We start from the raw sequence: 17,545 nt of genomic DNA, 5'->3' as shown, positions 1-17,545 counted from the left end.
AGCATCCCGATGACGCGGCAAGCTGAACACTCTGCCGCGCGTCATCGCTGAGCCGCCTTTACGCCTCCCGTCCTCTAGAAAGTTGCCTTCAGGCCCGCGTAAAAGGCGCGCGGCCGAGCCGGACTGACCGAACGGGCGTCGGTAAAATCCGCGCCGCCGTTGGTGAAATTGGGCACGTCACCGGTCTCGAAGAACGTCCCGTAAACCGCATAGCGGCTGTCAAGGATGTTGTCGATGCGGCCGTAGAGCTGGAACGTCTTGTTGATCTGATACGAGGCGTGCACGTTGAAAACGGAATACCCTGGCAGCCGCGCTGCCTGATTAGATTCATCGCCGACAAAATACTGGCTGCCGACGAACAATGCATCGCCGCCGACCTTGAAGGCGTCGGTGACCGAATAATCGATGCCAACCTTTACCCGGTTGCGAGGTATCGCCGGAATTCGATTGCCCGGCAGGACCTGAACTACACCGTCCACGGCGAACGGGCTATTGGAGCCGATCTGCAGGGCGTCGAGGAAGCGCGCATCCACGAGGGCATAGCTGGCATAGAGTTGCAGCGTCTTCGACGTCAGATTGACCTGAGCCTCGATGCCCTGGCGCCGTGTCCTGCCTACGTTCTGGAAATAGCCAAATCCCTGCAACTCCGGACTGGGAATCGCCAGGATGTCATCAGCATTGGTCGCGCGGAACGCGCCAACCTTCCATCCGAGCGTTCCGATATTCAGCTCCTTGGTGCCGCGGAAGCCCGCCTCAACGGTGCGAGACACAACCTGCTTCAGCGGCGGGTCCGCGATCAGGAAGGCCGCGATGAGACAGGGGCGCGCAGGATCGGCGCATGCGAGTTCCAACGGGGTCGGCGCGCGATTGGCTTCAGAATACCCGGCGTAAGCCGTCAGTTCTGGCGTAACCTTGTAGGTGCCGCCGATCATCGGATTGAAGCGACTGAACGTGTGGTTGCCGTTGAGGTCGGTGCCGATCAGATCCTGAAGGACGATGTTTGCATAGTTGAATCGGCCGCCGCCCGAGATTGAAAACGCGTCCGTCACGTCGAATGTGTCGAGTGCATAGAGGCCGGTGTACTGGTTGGTGGCGCGGAGCGAGACCGGGCCGATGGATACAGGCTCGCCAGACCGCCCGAGAAATATGCCACTGCCGCTGACGACGTAGTTCGAGCCGATCGTGCCTAGTTCCGCGCTGGCCCCGAAGCGGGTAACGCCGGAGTCGAAACTGGCGCCAACCATGAACTGGTTGTTATGTCCGAACAACTGGTCGGTGTTGGTGGCCTGCAGGGTCGCGCCAGTCGTCGTCGAACGGGTTGTTGTCCGGTCGATCTGCCCTAACACCGCCGTGTCAGGGAACGGATTTGCGAGTTGGACGCCGTTAAGGCCATTTGCTGGCACGTCATCGTCGTTGAAGCAAAGCAGCCCCGGATCGGCGGCACACGGCTCCGTCTCGGTCGGGTTTCCGTCCACCGTCTTCTGCCGGAATGCCCGGACGCGCGCCGAGCCTTCGATCGTCCAGGTCGGCGTCACCTCGACCTTTCCGGTCAGATTGGCGTAAGCAACGCGGTTGTCGTGAGTCTGCGGCGTCGTATAGGTCGCCCCCCAATATCTCTGGAGCAGTTCGACCGGAACGGCCGCCGCCGCGCCGAAATTGTTCTTGGCGACGCCCACGTTGAGGTGAAATTCGCTGCTGTCGGTCCGGTAGCCGACATCGCCGTAAAACCGGCGAATCGCCGACTCCGAGAAGTTGCGATAGCCATTGTCACGCACGCCCTCGAGCGCGCCATAAACGGAAAAATTGTCGATCTGCTTGCCATACTGTGCCGAGCTCTGGATCCGTCCGAAAGATCCGCCCATCGTATTGATTTCAGCGCCTTGATAATTGAAACCGTCCTTCATCAATACGTTGACAGCTCCGCCGAGCGCGTTGAGGCCGAACGCGGGGTTGTTGGTTACGACGGTGACCGACCTGATTGCGGCGGTCGGGATCAAGTCCCAATGGACGGTATCGCCGAACGCTTCGTTAATGCGCATGCCGTTCTGGTAAACCGCCAGTCCCTGGGGAGTCCCTGAGACCGGAGATGCAACGAAACCTCGAAATTGTACGTCGGGCATAAAGGGATTTCCGGTCGTATCACTGATGATGATACCCGGCACCTGTTGCTGTAGTGCATCTGCGACGTTCAGCGAGCCCGTGCGCGCAATCTGCCCGGCTCCAACCGCATTGATCGCTGCCGGTACCTTATCGACATCCATTCCCGATCGCGCCGTCGGCGTAGGCGCGGTCGGGTAAACATAGACCCTGCGCACATTTCGGGTGGCTCGAGGTGCGGTAGTGCCGCGGGCTGGTCTGGCCGCTGGTCTGGCTGATGTCGGCGGGGCGACTACCTCGATGGCGGGCAAGACCTCACTCTCGCCAGATGCGGTTTGGGCCTCGGCACGGTCGATCCCGGGAACCAGGCACAGTGAGATTGTCCCGATCACCAGTACGCGTACGCCCATGTCCCCACCCCCACTACATTCCGGCGCGTTGGCGATGCCGGTTCGACGCGGACGATACTAGTGAGAAGACATCGACACACGCTAGCCGCAAAAGGTCGGGCTTCCCAGATGTCCTCATTCCCGAAGAAACCGGGAAAAATTCCCGCCCATCGCTGCGCCGCCTCAGTGCGATCCGTGGGGAACTATCGCCTCTACCGTCAGGCCCCCGTTGCCGGAGACGACATTCAGCGTGCCGCCCAGCGCCAGTATTCTCTCGCGCATGCCGATCAAGCCGAAACCGAGCTTGTGATCCGGCGCCAAACCGCGGCCGTTGTCGCTGACGCGCACCAAGGCGCAGGCGCGACTTCCGCTCGTTCCTGCAGCCTGTTCCACCGTGACGCTGACGGCGGTCGCATCGGCGTGGCGGAAGGCATTCGTCAGGGCCTCCTGAACGATGCGGTAAACCGTCAAGTCCGTGACTTCTCCAGTCTCGTCCGGCGCGTTCGCAATGTTCGCGTCGATGGTTACGTCGGGACGGGATTCACGCCACAAACGCAAGAGCACGCCGAGCGCCTCGCGCAGTCCAAGCTCTGCAAGTCCAACAGGCCGCAGCTTTTCCAGTATCCTGCGATTGAACTGCTGGAGCGCGTTGATCTGCTCCATGATTGCGGTGCCATGCTTGCGTAACGCATCCGCGCTCGGCGCGCGCCCGTCTTCCGCCAGCCGCATCAGGGCGCCGGCGTGAGCGCGCAGCGTAAAGAGATAGGGCCCAAACTCGTCATGCAGCTCGCGCGCAATCTCCTTGCGTTCCATATCCTGCAGCGAGACCGTGCGCTCGGCGAGCCGCCGCTTGTCCTCGACAGCTTCGCCAAGGGCGCCCGCGAGGTGGTTCAGCTTGGCACAGATCGCCGCCAGTTCGGGCGTGCCGCCGGGCTCGACGCGTGATCCATAGTGCCCGGCCTCGATGTTTGCCATGGTCTGCGAAAGCGCCCGCAGCGGCGCCAGCGCGCGGCCAACCACGACTATCGTGACCAGAAAGAGCGCGATGGCGAGCGCGGAACTAACCGCTAGCTGGGTGACGATTCCGTCCCAGATTTCGGCCATTTCGTCGTTTGGATGCGAGGTGATCAGGAGCGACTGCGGCTTTCCGTGGATCGTGATCGGCACACTTACGGTGGTCGTTTCGGGATGCACGAGCGCGATAAACCATGCCGGCGGCGATGGCTCCTCGCCGCCATCGCCCGAGCGCCCGGCCACACTTGCATCGCCCTGCCGCGTGATACTGACGTGACGGAGCCTGCTGAGGTCGTGGACGATCTGGTTCAGCCGCGCCTCCGGATCTGCCGCCTCGTTCAGGCCGGGAACGATCGTCTCCACGAATTCGCGCGCCAGCCGGATGACGCTTTGATCTTCGGCTCGGACACGGGGCGCCGCTTCGACCACCAGCCGCGCGATATTGATGGCCAGGCCAAGCGTGAGCCCCAGCGCCAGCAGCAAATTGATCCGCCCACGCAACGATAATTTCTGCCACATGACGTCTGCCCCAGTCGCGTCGCAATCAGTTCCTCGTCGAGAGGACCGTTGACAGCCGAAAAACCGACGATCAGATTGAAGCGTACCGCAATCTCGCAGGCATTGCATGACCGGGCTCGCGCCGATGTCGATGCAGCTTGACGCGATGCAGCAACGCGAGCGAAGCAGCTATCGGGGATCGATGCCATGCGAGTACTGATCGTCGACGATCATCCCATCGTTGCTTCAGGTTGCCGCACCGTATTTGCCGACGAACCGGAGGTCGTGCTGCTGGAAGCTGCCGACGCGGAGAGCGGCGAACGCGTATTCGTCGCCGAACGCCCCGACATCTGCGTGATCGATATCAACCTTCCCACCGTCTCGGGGTTTGAACTGGCGCGGCGCATTCTTGCGCGAACTGCGTCGGCACGAATCATCATGTTCAGCATGAACGACGATCCGGTCTTCGCCGCGCGCGCCATTGAGATCGGCGCCAAAGGCTATGTCGCGAAGACGGGCGATCCGCAGGATCTGGTCGAAGCCATCCGTGAAGTCGGCAAGGGCGGAGTGTATCTGCCGTCCGCGATCGCGCGAAGCATCGCATTCGCCGGACCCACTTTCGCTCGCAGCCCGCTTGCAAAACTGACCTCGCGGGAGATGGAGATCCTGCGCCTGCTCAGCGCGGGCAAGAGCCTTTCCGAGATCGCGTGGCTGGTTCATTCCTCGTACAAAACCGTTGCCAACACATCCTCGATCATGCGCCAAAAGCTCGGCGTGCGAACTTCCGCCGAACTGGTGCGGCTGGCAATCGAAAGTGGCATTGGCGTAAGCGTGCCACATGGCGCCGGAGTAGCAAGACCATGAGTATGCAGACGGTTTCACTGAACAAGGCATATGGCGGAACGCAAGGCGTCTACCGGCACGCCAGCCGCGAAACCCGGACCGACATGACGTTCTCGGTGTATGTGCCTCCGCACGCCGCGGGCACCAGGCTGCCGGTCGTCTGGTATCTCTCAGGCCTGACCTGCACCCACGCCAACGTGACGGAAAAGGGCGAATTCCGCAGCGCCTGCGCCGAACTCGGCCTGATCTTCGTTGCGCCCGACACCAGCCCGCGCGGCGAAGGCGTGCCGGGCGATCCCGCCAATGCCTACGATTTCGGGCTTGGCGCCGGTTTCTACGTCGATGCGACGCAGGAGCCGTTCGCCCGCAATTACCGCATGTGGAGCTATGTCACGGAGGAACTGCCCAAACTGGTCGCCGAAAACTTTCCTGTCGACGCAAGCCGGCAATCCATTCTTGGCCATTCCATGGGCGGCCACGGCGCGCTGACGATCGCGCTGCGCCATCCCGGCCGCTACCGCGCTGCCAGTGCCTTTGCGCCGATTGTCGCTCCCTCGCAGGTGCCATGGGGCATCAAGGCGCTCGGCGGTTATCTCGGTAGCGACCGGCAAGCATGGCGCAAGCACGATGCGGTAGCCCTGATCGAGGACGGCGCCAGATTACCCGATCTGCTGGTCGACTATGGCGATGCCGATCAGTTTCTGACCGAACAGCTCCGCCCGGAGCTGCTGCAAGGCACCTGCGAGAGAGCCAAAATCCCCCTCACCTTGCGCCGGCAGCCTGGCTACGACCACAGCTACTACTTCATCTCCACATTCATGGCCGATCATCTGCGTTGGCACGCCGCACGCTTGAAGGGCTGAAACGACGCGAAATCGGCGCAACAGAATTGAGTTGCAAGCCCATACAATTCGGTCATGGTTCAAGCCAAAGGTCTTCCATACCAAGTCGAGAAGACCTGTCAGGGAGAAGCCATGATCCGATGCCTGGTCGCTGCGATCGGCTTGAGCATTGCAGCTACCTCCGTCCTCGCCGCCGCCCCCATCGAGATCGGCATCGGCTATCTTGGCCGCGCCGGCATCAAGGCGAAATTGTCCCTCGTCGAACTACCGGCGGAGAACGACGGGCTTGCCGGCGCACGCCTTGCCATCGAGGATAATAACACCACGGGCAAGTTCCTCAATCAGCGCTTCACGCTGGAAGAGGTCCGACTCAAGGACGACGAGGACGTCGCGAAGACTGCCGCGGCGCTTGCCGAGCGCACCGGCTTCATCATTGCTGACCTTCCGGCAGACGATCTGCTGAAGGCCGCCAATGCGATTCGCGAACGTGGGACGTTGCTGTTGAATGCCGGAGCAATCGACGATCGCCTGCGCGAGCAGGATTGCCGCGGCAACGTGATCCATGTCGCGCCGACGCGCTCGATGCTTGCCGATGCGCTCGCGCAATATCTGGTGTGGAAGCAATGGAAGCGCTGGTTGCTCGTGATCGGCTCGCACGATCAGGACAAGCTCTACGCCGACGCACTGCGGCGTGCGGCCACGCGCTTTGGCGCCAAGATCGTTCAGGAGCGAACCTTTGAAGATACCGGCGGCGCGCGCCGCACAGACAGTGGCGTCACCCTGATCCAGCGGCAAATTCCGGTATTCACCCAGCAAGCACCGGCCTATGACGTCCTCGTGGCAGCCGACGAAAGCGAGGTGTTCGCGTCCTATCTGCCCTACCGCACCTGGGATCCGCGCCCGGTTGCCGGCTCGGCGGGCCTCGTTCCGACCAGTTGGCACGCCGCGCAGGATCAGTGGGGCGCGATCCAGATTCAGAACCGGTTCGCCAAACTGAACTCGCGACAGATGACCGCATTGGACATGCAGGCCTGGACGGCAGCACGCATGGTCGGTGAAGCTGCGTCGCGCACGAAGTCCGGCGACCCAAAGGTGGTGTCGGATTTTCTTAGAGGGAAAGACTTTTCCGTTGCTGCGTTCAAAGGCCGGCGGTTGACGCTGCGGGACTGGAATTTGCAACTTCGCCAGCCGATCCTTTTGGTCGATGGACGCATGGTGGTCTCGGTTTCGCCGCAGGAGGGTTTCCTGCATCAGGTGTCGGAACTCGACACGCTTGGCGTTGATCGGCCGGAAACCAAATGCAAGCTGAATTGAAGGAGGATGAATTGCATATATGGCGTCATTGCCTGCTTTTCGGGATGGCTGCATGGCTCGCGGCGGCGACGCCCGCATCGGCCTTCATCGCCTATGTGTCCAACGAGAAGAGCAACACCGTATCGGTGATCGATACGAACAGTTGGACCGTCACCAAGACCATCAAGGTCGGCCAGCGTCCACGCGGCATCGAATTCACCAGGGACGGCAAGTTTGTGTTCGTCGCGGTCGGCGACGACGACAGCATTCAGGTCATCGACGTTGCGAAGCAGGAGGTCGTCGATTCCCTGCCCTCCGGCCCGGACCCCGAGCTGTTCGCCTTGGATGCAGATGGCAAGATCCTTTACGTCGCTAACGAGAATGACAATACGGTGACCATCATCGACGTCGAGAAGCGCGCCCGTCTCGGCGAGATCCAGGTCGGCGTCGAACCGGAGGGCATGGCGATCAGCCCGGACGGCAAAATCCTGATCAATACGTCCGAGACAACCAACATGGCGCATTTCATCGACACCACGACGCGCGAGATCGTCGCCAACGTTCTGGTCGATGCGCGCCCGCGCTTCGCCGAGTTCAAACGTGACAATTCCGAGGTGTGGGTATCGTCGGAGATAGGCGGTACCGTTTCGGTGATCGACCCGGCCAAGCGGGAGGTGACGAAGAAGATTTCATTCGAAATTCCCGGCCTGCGAAGCGAAGCCATCCAGCCGGTCGGCATCGGCATGACCAAGGACGGCAAGACCGCTTTCGTCGCACTCGGCCCGGCCAATCGCGTCGCCGTCGTCGACGCCGTTAGCCACAAGGTCACCAAATATCTGCTGGTGGGCCAGCGTGTCTGGCACCTCGCATTCACGCCCGACGAGAAATATCTACTAACCACCAATGGCGTATCGAACGACGTCTCGGTGATCGATGTCGCAGCCCAAAAGGTCATCAAGACGATCCAGGTCGGCGAACTGCCCTGGGGTATGACGATTGCACAACCATGACGGCCACTGACGCCTTTTCCGCCGGTCAGAGCACGCAAGGTTTCCCTCCCCGGCCCGATGCCGTGGAGATGCCTGCGCTGTCGATCGAAGGCGTCAGCCATGCCTATGGCACCCGGCGCGCGCTGATCGAGATCGGCTTTTCCGTCGCGCCGGCAAGTTTCACCGCGTTGCTTGGCCTGAACGGCGCCGGCAAGAGCACCCTGTTCTCGCTGATCACGCGGCTGTTCGGAATCCAGCACGGACGTATCGGGATTTTCGGCCATGACGTCGCGCAGACACCCGGCGAAGCCTTGCGGCTGCTCGGCGTGGTGTTTCAGCCCCGCACGCTCGATCTCGACCTCTCGGTGACGCAGAATCTGCTTTATCACGCCGCCTTGCACGGCATCGGCAGGCGCGATGCCCGCGCACGCAGCGGTGAGGTGCTGGCGCGCATCGGCCTTGCCGACCGCGCCGGCAGCAAGGTGCGCGATCTCTCCGGCGGCCAGATGCGACGATTGGAAATCGCGCGGGCGCTGCTGCATCGCCCGCGCCTGCTCCTGCTCGATGAGGCAACCGTCGGCCTCGACGTCAAGGCGCGCGCCGACATCCTCAACCACGTTCGGCAGCTCGTTGCCGAACAGGGAATAAGCGTGCTTTGGGCGACACATCTGTTCGACGAGATCGGTTCGAACGACGATCTCGTCGTGCTGCATCAGGGCCGCGTATTGGCCCAGGGCAAAGTGGCGCGGGTGATCGCGGACGCCGGCGGCAGCGATATTAACACGGCGTTCATGCGGCTGACCGGCTCCGCCGCTCAAAGCGGGAGTCCAACGTCATGACATCGGCAGCCATGACGCCAATCCAGCGCGGCTTCTCGGCGGCCGAATATCTGATCTGCCTGAACGGCATCGTGTGGCGCGAGGCGCTTCGGTTCCTGCACCAGCGCGAACGCTTCATCTCCGCGCTCGTGCGCCCCCTGGTGTGGCTGTTCATCTTCGCCGCCGGCTTCCGTCAGGTGCTCGGCCTCTCCATCATCCCCCCATATGAGACCTACATTCTTTACGAGGTCTATATCGCGCCCGGGCTGATGGCGATGATTCAGCTTTTCAACGGCATGCAGTCCTCGCTTTCCATGGTCTACGACCGCGAAATGGGCAATATGCGGACCTTGCTGGTGAGCCCGCTGCCGCGATGGTTCCTATTGTCCTGCAAGCTTCTGGCGGGAACCGCGGTCTCGCTGCTTCAGGTCTATGCCTTCCTGCTGATCGCCTGGTTCTGGGATATCGCAGCGCCCCCGACCGGCTATCTTACGGTGCTGCCGGCGCTGGTCCTCTCAGGCCTGATGCTCGGCGCGTTGGGCATGCTGATCTCGTCCGGCATCAAACAGCTCGAGAACTTTGCGGGCGTGATGAACTTTGTCATCTTTCCGATGTTCTTTGCTTCCTCGGCGCTCTATCCGCTGTGGCGCATCCTGGAGAGCAGCCCGATGCTCTATTATGTCTGCCTGTTCAATCCGTTCACGCATGCGGTGGAGCTGATTCGTTTTGCGCTGTATGGGCAAATGAACTGGATCGCACTCGCCGTGGTGGGCGGCTGCACGATCGCCTTCATGATCGGCGCCATCCTCGCCTACGATCCATCGCGCGGCCTGATCCGCCGCGGCCCGGCCGGAGGCGAGACATGAAATACCGGATCGCGATCTCCGTACTCTTTGCCGGCGCGGCCATGAGCGGGTACGGCCACGCTGCCGATCCGCGCTATCCGGACTGGCCGTGCACGCAGGCCAAGGTGCCCGAGATATCCATCGCCGCAGTGTGGGCAGGCCCGCCGCTCGACGACATCTCCGGCAAATGGAAGGACGATGCCAAGGTCAGCGCGCTGGTTGCGAAGCTCGCGGCAAGGCGGACCCCGCTCGAGGAGGCGCAAAAGGCAATCACGGAATATCTGAACGGTGCAGCCGACAAGACCGCAAGCGGGAAATTGCTGTTTGCCGGCCTGTTCGAATCCCTCAATGCCCAACGCTCCCAGGTTATGAACGGGCTGGAGCGTGTCACCCGCAAACAGCGCGAAGCAGCAGATAAAATCCGCGCCGACACGCTGGCCTTGCAGGCGCTGCAGGGCGAAACGCCGCCCAATCAGGCGAAGATCGACGAACTCGGCAATCAGCTCGTCTGGCAGACGCGCATCTTCGAAGACCGGCGGAACGTCATCAAATTCGTCTGCGAGGTGCCGACGGCGATCGACCAGCGGCTGTTCGCCCTCGGGCGGACGATTCAGCAGGAGATCGAGTAGTCGCTAACGCGGCGATGCGATCTCCTCGCCTGTCCGCGGCTCCGGCTGCGACACCACCAGCGCCAGACCGGCCCGTTCCCAGCCGTCGGTCCCGTCAGGGTACCACGCCACGTTGGAATAGCCGTAAGTGAGGATGCGCTTGGCCGCGTTCCAGGACATCCAGCAATCGGCAAGGCAGTAGACCACCACCAGCGCGGCATTGTTGCCGGCCGTCGCGCGGACAAGCCCGCGCTGCAGATAGTCTTCCGTTACGGCCGCGAGCTTTCCGTAGCCGGTGTCCGGCAGCCACACGCTGCCGGGAATGTTGAGCCGCGGCTTGTCGCGCCAGATGGTGCCTTCGGGAAGATTTTGCGGCTTCGGCGCGCGAGGCATGACGTCGATGAATGCGCCGGCCTTGGCGCGCCAGATCGCCTCGGCCTCTGCGGTAGTCAGCACGCGTACGCCGGCAAGGGTCGCGGGAACCGGCGCACGGTAGTCTTCCATGCGATACCCGGCGGGCTCGGGAGGCCTCTCCTGTGCGAAGGTCGAGACGATGAATGGGAATGTCGCAAGGATCAGGCCTGCGAGCGCTTCTCTCATGGCGTTTTGGTTGCCGTCTCCGGGCCGATCGGTCGGTCATTCTCGTCGAGCAAGGGAACGCCGAAGTCCAGTAGTATCTTGTTAACGGCCGGCTGGTTTTCCTGGATCAGGCGATTGAGCTGCCGTTTCCAGTTCTGGTCGGCGGCGCGCACTCCCATGCCGATACGGTACGCCAATCGAGGACCTGTCTTTTCCTTCACGAGGGGCGTGACATGGAGCGGCGGGTCCGCCTTCTTCGCATAGAAGCCCGCCATCGGCCCCCAGAGAATGCCGGCGTCGATCTTGCCGGACTTCAGGTCGGCTATCATCGCCTCCGCTGACGAATCCAAACGGGTATCGACCATCAACTGATACGGTCTGGCATTCGCCATCAGGCCGTTGACCGCCATATTCGTGGCAGGCGGTGTTCCGGCCACGATGCCGATATGCTTGCCCTTGAGACGCTCGTCTTCCAGCGTGGTCACTTCGTCGAGGCCGCTGCCCTTCTTGGCGACCAGCGCGTAGGCGGTGCGGTAATAGGGATTAGTGCCCTGAACGAGGTCATCTCCCTGTGGGAAGCCCATGATGACATCGCAACGATGGGCGCCAAGCGTCATCCGGACGAAGCCCGTTGCCTGCGGGAAGTACATGTAGTCCAGCTTCTTGTTCAGCTTCTCGGCAAACAGTTCGGCGAGCTTGTTCTCGAATCCCTCGCCCTTGTCGTTGGAAAACGGCAAATTGTGCGGGTCGGCGCAGACACGCAGCACCTTGGGATCGACGAGCTCAATCGACAGATCTCCGCCTTCCTTAATCTGCGCGCGCGCGGGCGCATGACCGAAGAGCGTGACGACGCTCGTCACGATGAAAATCGACAGCCAGCACTTTCGCCCGGCATTTGTCATCGAAAGCTGCTGCACTTCCGGCCCGCCTTGTTGCCAATTTCGACTGGTATCGGCAACCTCGACGAACCGAAGTTCGATTGAAGCCGCAGACACGCAAAATGCTAAGCTTGTCGCTTGGAGGCTGCAACAGGAATAATCCTTGTGGCGAATGGCCCGCTCGTGCTGCGATGCAAACGATCATAGCGATGGAACACGGGATTGCCGATCGCGCTTCGTGGTAAGACGGAGGCCGAAATATGGCTCACCCTGCATTGACGCTTGCCGCGCTCACGATGGTCGCTGCGGCGACATCCTCGTTCGCACAGCAACAAGAGTTGCCGGTCAATTCCGTTGCAGACAGCGTATTCGTACACAACGGCCAAACCGCGCAGATGACGCGCGAGAACGCAGGCGCGATCGCCAATGTCGGTTTCATCGTTGGCCGGGATGCCGTCGCGGTGATCGATACGGGCGGCAGCCTTCGCGAGGGACGGCAATTGCTGGCGGCCATTCGCGCCCTGACCGACAAGCCGATCCGCTACGTCATCAATACGCACGGCCACCCCGACCACATCTTCGGCAACGGCGCTTTCGTGCAGGACGGAACGACGTTTGTCGGCCACGCGAACCTGCCGCGCGCGCTGGCGGCGCGCGGTCAATTCTATCTCGACGCATTTCGCCGCACGATGGGTGATCAATTGATCGACGAAATACGCATCGTGCCGCCGACGCAGCTCGTCAGCGGCACGCTCCAGCTCGATCTCGGCGGGCGAATCCTCTCCATACGGGCGTGGCCCGCCGCGCACAGCGATTGCGATCTCACGGTGCTGGATGAAAAGACCGGCACCCTGTTCGCGGGCGACCTCGTGTTCTTGACCCACACGCCCGTGCTGGACGGCAGCATCCGCGGCTGGCTGGCCGTCATCGGCGAGCTCGGCGCCTTGCCTGCGGAGCGCGTGGTTCCCGGTCACGGTCCCGTGAGCGGATGGCCGGCCGCCCTCGCCGACCAGCGTCGTTATCTCGAAACGCTGGCCTCAGACGTACGCGGGCTCATTGCCCGCGGTGAACCGATAGGGGCAGCGGCGGGTACTGCAGCAAGCTCCGAGCGATCCCGGTGGGAATTGTTCGACGACTTCAACGCCCGCAACGCAACCGCAGCATTTTCGGAAATTGAATGGGAATAGCATGCGCATTGCCCTATATTGCGCGCGTTGCTTCCATCGGCGTGAAGGTCGTGACCATGTCCGGATATCTGTTCCGCCTCTTCGGCGTCGTTGGGTTGCTACTCTGCGGCGCACCGATGGCGCTCGCGGCAGAGGCAAATGACCTGTGGCCCGGCCTGGTGCAGGACATCTTCAACAATCGTCCGATGAACGACGGCAGCGACGTGATCGGCATCGAGATGCCGTCGCGTGCCGAGGATGCCGCAATCGTCCCGGTCACTTTGCGAACGAAGCTTTCGCCCGGCGATAGCCGACAGGTGCTGAGCATTACGCTGGTCATCGACCAGAATCCCGCGCCGATGGCGGCGAAGTTCCAGCTTGGACCGGACGCCAACGTCTCCGAAATCTCCACCCGCGTCCGCGTCAACAATTACACCGATGTCCATGCGGTGGCCGAACTCAGCGACGGCAAACTTTACATGACCAAAACCTATGTGAAGGCCTCCGGAGGCTGTTCGGCGCCTGCCGCCAAGAACGCCGACGAAGCCAAGGCCAGACTCGGCCAGATGCGCTATCGGCAGTTCGCGAAGGCCGGCGAAGGGCCGGCCGGTGGCGCGAGCGAAGCCCAGATCATGATCGGGCACCCTAACAATTCCGGCCTGCAGATGGACCAGGTCACGCACCTGTATGTCCCGGCCTTCTTCGTCAATGAACTGCGGCTCTGGCAGGACGACAGCCTGGTGTTGACGATGGAAGGTGGCATTTCCATTTCAGAAGACCCCAATATCAGGTTCACCTACGTCCCCAATGGCGCGAAACGTTTCCGCGCCGAGGCAAAGGACACCGAGGGGCACGTCTTCCAGCGCGAATGGAAGGTGGATAATTCGGGGACTTGATATCGACCATCAGGCGTCAGCCCTCCCGGACACGGATGCTACTCTGCCCCCTGACGCGTCTTCGAAGCGGCGGCCGTTTCGCCTTCAGAAGCAGCGCACTTCCGCTTCCGCCTGGGCGCGCCGGAGCTCGTTGAGGGCGCTTGCCGCCTGCTGCGACGTGCGGAACGGGCCGCCCAGATCGCTCCGGACCTGCGACATGCTAAGCACGGTTTCGGCCGTGACATAGCGCTCATAGGGCACGAGCGACGCGATAACGTCGATCGAACAGGAGCATTGCTCGATCGCTTGCCGCGTCTCGCCATTCGCTTTCAAACAGCCAAACGCATACTCAACGCGCGCCGATGTCGGATAATCATTGATGTCCTGGGCGTGCGCGATCGCCGCACTCGTCATCAGCGCTGTCAACGTGGCGACAATACGTCGTACCCATCCGACAAGCATCATCGTCTTCCTCCCGCTGTTAACCGTGGAAGCTATGCTATGACTGGCCTGCTGAAAATACGGCTCAAGGCACCATGACGCATTTTGTTCGCACACTGCTTGCTACGATTGTCTTGGTCTCGCTCGGCACGTGCTGCAGCGCCGAGGCTTTACGCGTTGCGGTGCAGAAGACCGGAACATTCGCCTGGGAACTTGCAGTGATCCGCGCGCACGGCCTCGACAAGCAGGCCAACCTTTCCGTTGAGGTTCTCGAACTGGCGAGCCCCGAGGCGGGCAAAATTGCGCTTCGCGCCGGGAATGCAGACATTGTGGTCACCGACTGGCTTTGGGTGTCGCGCGAACGCGGGCTTGGCGCCAAGCTGACATTCTACCCCTATTCGAGCGCGCTCGGCGCCGTGATGGTCCCCGCCTCATCACCGATCCAGACCTTGGCCGATCTCAAGGGTCGCAAGCTTGCCGTCGCGGGCGGGCCGATCGACAAGAACTGGCTGCTGCTTTTGGCATGGTTGAAACAGGGCGGCATCGACCTGAAGTCGGACGCGACAATCGCTTACGGCGCACCGCCGCTATTGGCAGCCAAGACGCTCAGCGGCGAAATGGATGCCACCGTGAACTACTGGAATTTCTGTGCGGCACTGGAAGCAAAAGGCTTCCGCCGCATCGCCGGCATCGAGGACCTGCTGCCGAAACTGGGCGCCAAAGGCCGCACCGCGATGCTCGGCTACGTCTTCGACGAAACATGGGCGAACGCAAACCAGGACAGAATTGCCCGCTTCATCGCCATGACCCGCGTGGCGAAGGAGATTCTGTCGACCTCGGATGCCGAGTGGGAGAAAATTGCGCCACTGACCGGCGCTCCCGACGCCGCAACGTTGCGCGCCTATCGTGATCGCTATCGCGAGGGAATTCCGCGACGCCCGATCGCCGACGAAGAAGCCGACGCACGCATTCTCTACCGCGTGCTGTCTGAAATCGGCGGTCGTGAACTTGTCGGGCCAGCGCCTGAACTGGATGCCGGAACATTCTATCACGCGATCCCGGGAGATTGAGGTGGCACGCCTGCTGTCGTTCGCCGTGTTCGTCGCGATCTGGTGGATCGCTTCGCTGTTTGCCGGCGACGCGAAGCTGCCACCTCCACCCGCCGTGCTCGCGGCCATGATTGCGGAAGCCAGGTCGGGCAACCTGTTCTTCCATCTCGGCGCGACATTAGCGCGCGTTACGCTCGCCTTCACGCTAGCGATGGCGCTGGGAGCAGCCATCGGATACCTGATGGGCCGGGTGCGGCTTGCCGATCGGCTTGGCGACCCCTGGCTGATCCTGCTGCTCAATCTGCCGGCGCTCGTGGTGATCGTGCTCGCCTACATCTGGGCCGGATTGACTGAAGTTGCTGCAATTGCGGCAATCGCCATCAATAAGCTCCCGACCGCCATCGTGACGCTGCGCGAGGGAGCACGTGCCCTCGACGCGGCGCTGGACGAAATGGCGACGGTGTTCGCGTTGCCCCATTGGAGCAGGTTTCGACACGTCATTTTGCCACAACTGGCGCCCTACATCGCAGCCGCGGCACGATCAGGACTTTCGCTGGTCTGGAAGATCGTACTTGTTGCGGAATTGCTTGGACGTCCAAACGGTGTTGGTTTCGAGATTGGCGTGGCGTTCCAGCTATTCGACATTCCTTTGTTGCTTGCCTACTCGCTGAGCTTCGCCGCGGTCGTACTCCTCATTGAAACCTTGTTGGTGCAGCCATTTGAGGCCCGGTCATCCCGGTGGCGTCCCCGTGCGGCTTGAGGTCGAAATCGCCAGCAAAACGTTCAAGAGCGCGGCGGGCGAACTGCACGACGTGATCGCTGGCGTCGCCTTTGCGCTTAATGCAGGAGAGGTTGGTGTATTGGTCGGTCCATCCGGCTGCGGCAAGAGTACGACGCTTCGGATCCTCGCCGGCCTCGACCCCGACTTTCAAGGGCGCGTCTCGCGACCTACAGGTGCGCGGATCGGCTTCGTATTCCAGGAGCCACGGCTGTTGCCGTGGCGGTCGGTCGAGGAAAATGTGCGGCTTGCCGCGCCTCTCGCCGATGAGTCGAAGCTTTCAGCACTCTTCGAAATTCTGGAGCTGAAGGCACATCGCAACCATTTCCCCGGCGAGTTATCGCTCGGCCTCGCGCGGCGCGTTGCACTTGCCCGCGCGTTCGCCGTCGAGCCGGAGTTGCTCATTCTCGACGAACCGCTAGCCTCGCTCGATACCGCTCTTGCGAGCCGCCTGCGCGATGAGATCGCCATGTTGGTGGACGGTCGCTCGGTGATAACGCTGCTGGTCACCCATGATGTAGACGACGCGGTTCGTCTCGGCGATCGCGTGATCCTGCTGTCGCCGCGCCCGGCCCGGGTTCTCGCGGACCTGCCTATCCGCACGCCGCGAAGCGCGCGCGGAGAGGTCGAGATCGCCGCAATCAAATCGGAAATCACGCGGCGGATCGATCACTGTCCCACCAAGTAGGATAGGTCATAGGCAGTGCCTTAGGCCGGTGCTAGGATGCATGATCGGTTGGGGTTGACGATGAAACGCTCGATCGGAACTGCAGCACTCGGTCTTGCTCTTGTGGCGATGACGGCAACTGCCCAGGACATGATGCGTCATGTTGACCTGTCGTCGCCCGATATGGTCTCGGCCGAATTGACCCGGGGAGAGGTTGAGGCCGCGCTCGCCGCAGCGACCATCGCCGCGCCCGCCGATTTCACCGGGAAGAGATTATCCGGCCTCGATCTGTCGGGACTCAACCTGTCCGGCGCAACTTTCCGCGCGGCCCGGCTCAACAAGACAAAGCTCGCCGGCGCCAGACTCGACCGCGCAATCCTCGACCAGGCATGGCTGATCGAAGCCGACCTGACCGGCGCAAGCCTCAGGAACGCAAATCTGTTCGCTTCGCAGATGGCTCGCGCCCGCCTCGACGGCGCCGATCTTTCGGGAGCACGCGTCGCTGCCGACCTCACCGGTGCGAGCCTCGTCGGCGCTTCGATCGCGGGCGCAAATCTCGGTGCCGACATGCGCAACCAATCGATGGGCCTGATGCGCGCGGTGCTGAAATCGGCCAATCTGGAACGCCTGAACGCGCGCGGCGCCGATCTGTCTCGCGTCGATCTCGAATTTGCGGTGCTGAAGAGCGGCGACCTCACCGGCGCTTCTCTCAAGAGTGCCCAACTGGGCGGAGCCGACCTGACCGGCATCACCGTCGTCGATACCGATTTCGACGGTGCCGATCTCGATACGGCCCGGTTGATCGCCCCGATCGGTCTCGATCGGGCAAGAAACTTCGATAAAATCAAAAATCGAGACCGTCTGATCAAGCAATGA

At 62.0% G+C, this 17,545-nt stretch carries 18 protein-coding genes; 13 read left to right on the top strand and 5 right to left on the bottom strand.

Annotated elements, in window-relative coordinates; genetic code table 11:
- Positions 1-74 precede the first annotated feature (74 nt).
- Positions 75-2,261 (bottom strand): TonB-dependent receptor, encoded by a 2,187-nt coding sequence (locus tag YUO_RS0131710; RefSeq protein WP_235782903.1) that lies wholly within the window; start codon positions 2,259-2,261, stop codon positions 75-77.
- A gap of 408 nt (positions 2,262-2,669) precedes the next feature.
- The gene (locus tag YUO_RS0131705) at positions 2,670-4,019 is read right to left on the bottom strand and encodes a histidine kinase (protein WP_028350838.1); all 1,350 of its coding nucleotides are present in this window, start codon (positions 4,017-4,019) and stop codon (positions 2,670-2,672) included.
- Between the two features lie 186 nt (positions 4,020-4,205).
- On the opposite strand from YUO_RS0131705, the gene YUO_RS0131700 reads away from it, so the two are divergent.
- The 7 genes from YUO_RS0131700 to YUO_RS0131670 all read left to right on the top strand — a co-directional run bounded on the left by YUO_RS0131700 (position 4,206) and on the right by YUO_RS0131670 (position 10,257).
- Positions 4,206-4,862, top strand: coding sequence for a response regulator transcription factor (locus tag YUO_RS0131700; protein ID WP_028350837.1), 657 nt, complete (start codon positions 4,206-4,208; stop codon positions 4,860-4,862).
- Complete coding sequence (fghA, locus tag YUO_RS0131695; protein WP_028350836.1) at positions 4,859-5,704, top strand: S-formylglutathione hydrolase; 846 nt, start codon at positions 4,859-4,861, stop codon at positions 5,702-5,704. The genes YUO_RS0131700 and fghA overlap by 4 nt, the downstream gene beginning before the upstream one ends.
- Before the next feature lie 111 nt (positions 5,705-5,815).
- Complete coding sequence (locus tag YUO_RS0131690; protein WP_028350835.1) at positions 5,816-6,997, top strand: ABC transporter substrate-binding protein; 1,182 nt, start codon at positions 5,816-5,818, stop codon at positions 6,995-6,997.
- The gene (locus YUO_RS0131685) at positions 6,982-7,986 is read left to right on the top strand and encodes a YVTN family beta-propeller repeat protein (protein WP_035728088.1); all 1,005 of its coding nucleotides are present in this window, start codon (positions 6,982-6,984) and stop codon (positions 7,984-7,986) included. The genes YUO_RS0131690 and YUO_RS0131685 overlap by 16 nt, the downstream gene beginning before the upstream one ends.
- 68 nt (positions 7,987-8,054) lie before the next feature.
- A complete protein-coding gene (locus YUO_RS0131680) occupies positions 8,055-8,804 on the top strand; it encodes an ABC transporter ATP-binding protein (RefSeq protein ID WP_156908860.1) in 750 nt (249 codons plus the stop codon).
- Positions 8,801-9,649, top strand: coding sequence for an ABC transporter permease (locus YUO_RS0131675; protein ID WP_028350832.1), 849 nt, complete (start codon positions 8,801-8,803; stop codon positions 9,647-9,649). Before YUO_RS0131680 ends, YUO_RS0131675 begins: the two co-directional genes overlap by 4 nt.
- Positions 9,646-10,257, top strand: coding sequence for a hypothetical protein (locus tag YUO_RS0131670; RefSeq protein WP_028350831.1), 612 nt, complete (start codon positions 9,646-9,648; stop codon positions 10,255-10,257). The genes YUO_RS0131675 and YUO_RS0131670 overlap by 4 nt, the downstream gene beginning before the upstream one ends.
- 3 nt (positions 10,258-10,260) lie before the next feature.
- On the opposite strand, the gene YUO_RS0131665 is transcribed toward YUO_RS0131670, so the two are convergent.
- Together YUO_RS0131665 and YUO_RS0131660 are read right to left on the bottom strand one after the other, a co-directional pair.
- Positions 10,261-10,836: a PQQ-dependent catabolism-associated CXXCW motif protein gene (locus YUO_RS0131665; protein ID WP_028350830.1), complete on the bottom strand. Its 576-nt coding sequence runs from the start codon at positions 10,834-10,836 to the stop codon at positions 10,261-10,263.
- Positions 10,833-11,717, bottom strand: coding sequence for a substrate-binding domain-containing protein (locus YUO_RS0131660; RefSeq protein ID WP_028350829.1), 885 nt, complete (start codon positions 11,715-11,717; stop codon positions 10,833-10,835). The genes YUO_RS0131665 and YUO_RS0131660 overlap by 4 nt, the downstream gene beginning before the upstream one ends.
- Positions 11,718-11,953: 236 nt before the next feature.
- Between YUO_RS0131660 and YUO_RS0131655 the strand changes: the two genes are divergently transcribed.
- Positions 11,954-12,880, top strand: a complete 927-nt coding sequence (locus YUO_RS0131655) for a quinoprotein relay system zinc metallohydrolase 2 (protein ID WP_028350828.1) — start codon at positions 11,954-11,956, stop codon at positions 12,878-12,880.
- Positions 12,881-12,996: 116 nt separating this feature from the next.
- Positions 12,997-13,755: a quinoprotein dehydrogenase-associated SoxYZ-like carrier gene (locus YUO_RS0131650; protein WP_430649574.1), complete on the top strand. Its 759-nt coding sequence runs from the start codon at positions 12,997-12,999 to the stop codon at positions 13,753-13,755.
- Positions 13,756-13,839: 84 nt separating this feature from the next.
- On the opposite strand, the gene YUO_RS0131645 is transcribed toward YUO_RS0131650, so the two are convergent.
- Positions 13,840-14,199, bottom strand: coding sequence for a hypothetical protein (locus YUO_RS0131645; protein WP_028350826.1), 360 nt, complete (start codon positions 14,197-14,199; stop codon positions 13,840-13,842).
- Positions 14,200-14,270: 71 nt separating this feature from the next.
- Here YUO_RS0131645 and YUO_RS0131640 point away from each other — a divergent pair, with 71 nt between their 5' ends.
- From YUO_RS0131640 to YUO_RS0131625, 4 genes are read left to right on the top strand one after another with little or no spacing between them, the layout of a single operon-like run.
- Complete coding sequence (locus tag YUO_RS0131640) at positions 14,271-15,245, top strand: ABC transporter substrate-binding protein (protein WP_028350825.1); 975 nt, start codon at positions 14,271-14,273, stop codon at positions 15,243-15,245.
- 1 nt (position 15,246) lies between these two features.
- Entirely contained in the window at positions 15,247-15,984 is a 738-nt protein-coding gene (locus tag YUO_RS0131635; RefSeq protein ID WP_028350824.1) for an ABC transporter permease, read from the top strand.
- On the top strand, positions 15,974-16,690 hold the full coding sequence (locus YUO_RS0131630) for an ABC transporter ATP-binding protein (protein WP_028350823.1): 717 nt from the start codon (positions 15,974-15,976) through the stop codon (positions 16,688-16,690). Before YUO_RS0131635 ends, YUO_RS0131630 begins: the two co-directional genes overlap by 11 nt.
- 60 nt (positions 16,691-16,750) lie before the next feature.
- On the top strand, positions 16,751-17,545 hold the full coding sequence (locus YUO_RS0131625) for a pentapeptide repeat-containing protein (protein WP_028350822.1): 795 nt from the start codon (positions 16,751-16,753) through the stop codon (positions 17,543-17,545).

Origin of the sequence: Bradyrhizobium murdochi (genome assembly GCF_000472965.1) — a bacterium.
Taxonomy (GTDB): domain Bacteria; phylum Pseudomonadota; class Alphaproteobacteria; order Rhizobiales; family Xanthobacteraceae; genus Bradyrhizobium; species Bradyrhizobium murdochi.
This window is presented reverse-complemented; position numbering and strand designations above follow the sequence as displayed.

Bases quoted from the DNA above. Each gene is read 5' to 3' on its own strand.
- YUO_RS0131660 (WP_028350829.1), bottom strand. From the start codon at position 11,717: ATGACAAATGCCGGGCGAAAGTGCTGGCTGTCGATTTTCATCGTGACG.
- YUO_RS0131705 (WP_028350838.1), bottom strand. From the start codon at position 4,019: ATGTGGCAGAAATTATCGTTGCGTGGGCGGATCAATTTGCTGCTGGCG.
- YUO_RS0131645 (WP_028350826.1), bottom strand. From the start codon at position 14,199: ATGATGCTTGTCGGATGGGTACGACGTATTGTCGCCACGTTGACAGCG.
- YUO_RS0131685 (WP_035728088.1), top strand. From the start codon at position 6,982: ATGCAAGCTGAATTGAAGGAGGATGAATTGCATATATGGCGTCATTGC.
- YUO_RS0131665 (WP_028350830.1), bottom strand. From the start codon at position 10,836: ATGAGAGAAGCGCTCGCAGGCCTGATCCTTGCGACATTCCCATTCATC.
- YUO_RS0131710 (WP_235782903.1), bottom strand. From the start codon at position 2,261: ATGGATGTCGATAAGGTACCGGCAGCGATCAATGCGGTTGGAGCCGGG.
- YUO_RS0131655 (WP_028350828.1), top strand. From the start codon at position 11,954: ATGGCTCACCCTGCATTGACGCTTGCCGCGCTCACGATGGTCGCTGCG.
- YUO_RS0131670 (WP_028350831.1), top strand. From the start codon at position 9,646: ATGAAATACCGGATCGCGATCTCCGTACTCTTTGCCGGCGCGGCCATG.
- YUO_RS0131680 (WP_156908860.1), top strand. From the start codon at position 8,055: ATGCCTGCGCTGTCGATCGAAGGCGTCAGCCATGCCTATGGCACCCGG.
- YUO_RS0131640 (WP_028350825.1), top strand. From the start codon at position 14,271: ATGACGCATTTTGTTCGCACACTGCTTGCTACGATTGTCTTGGTCTCG.
- fghA (WP_028350836.1), top strand. From the start codon at position 4,859: ATGAGTATGCAGACGGTTTCACTGAACAAGGCATATGGCGGAACGCAA.
- YUO_RS0131690 (WP_028350835.1), top strand. From the start codon at position 5,816: ATGATCCGATGCCTGGTCGCTGCGATCGGCTTGAGCATTGCAGCTACC.
- YUO_RS0131675 (WP_028350832.1), top strand. From the start codon at position 8,801: ATGACATCGGCAGCCATGACGCCAATCCAGCGCGGCTTCTCGGCGGCC.
- YUO_RS0131700 (WP_028350837.1), top strand. From the start codon at position 4,206: ATGCGAGTACTGATCGTCGACGATCATCCCATCGTTGCTTCAGGTTGC.
- YUO_RS0131625 (WP_028350822.1), top strand. From the start codon at position 16,751: ATGAAACGCTCGATCGGAACTGCAGCACTCGGTCTTGCTCTTGTGGCG.
- YUO_RS0131650 (WP_430649574.1), top strand. From the start codon at position 12,997: ATGGCGCTCGCGGCAGAGGCAAATGACCTGTGGCCCGGCCTGGTGCAG.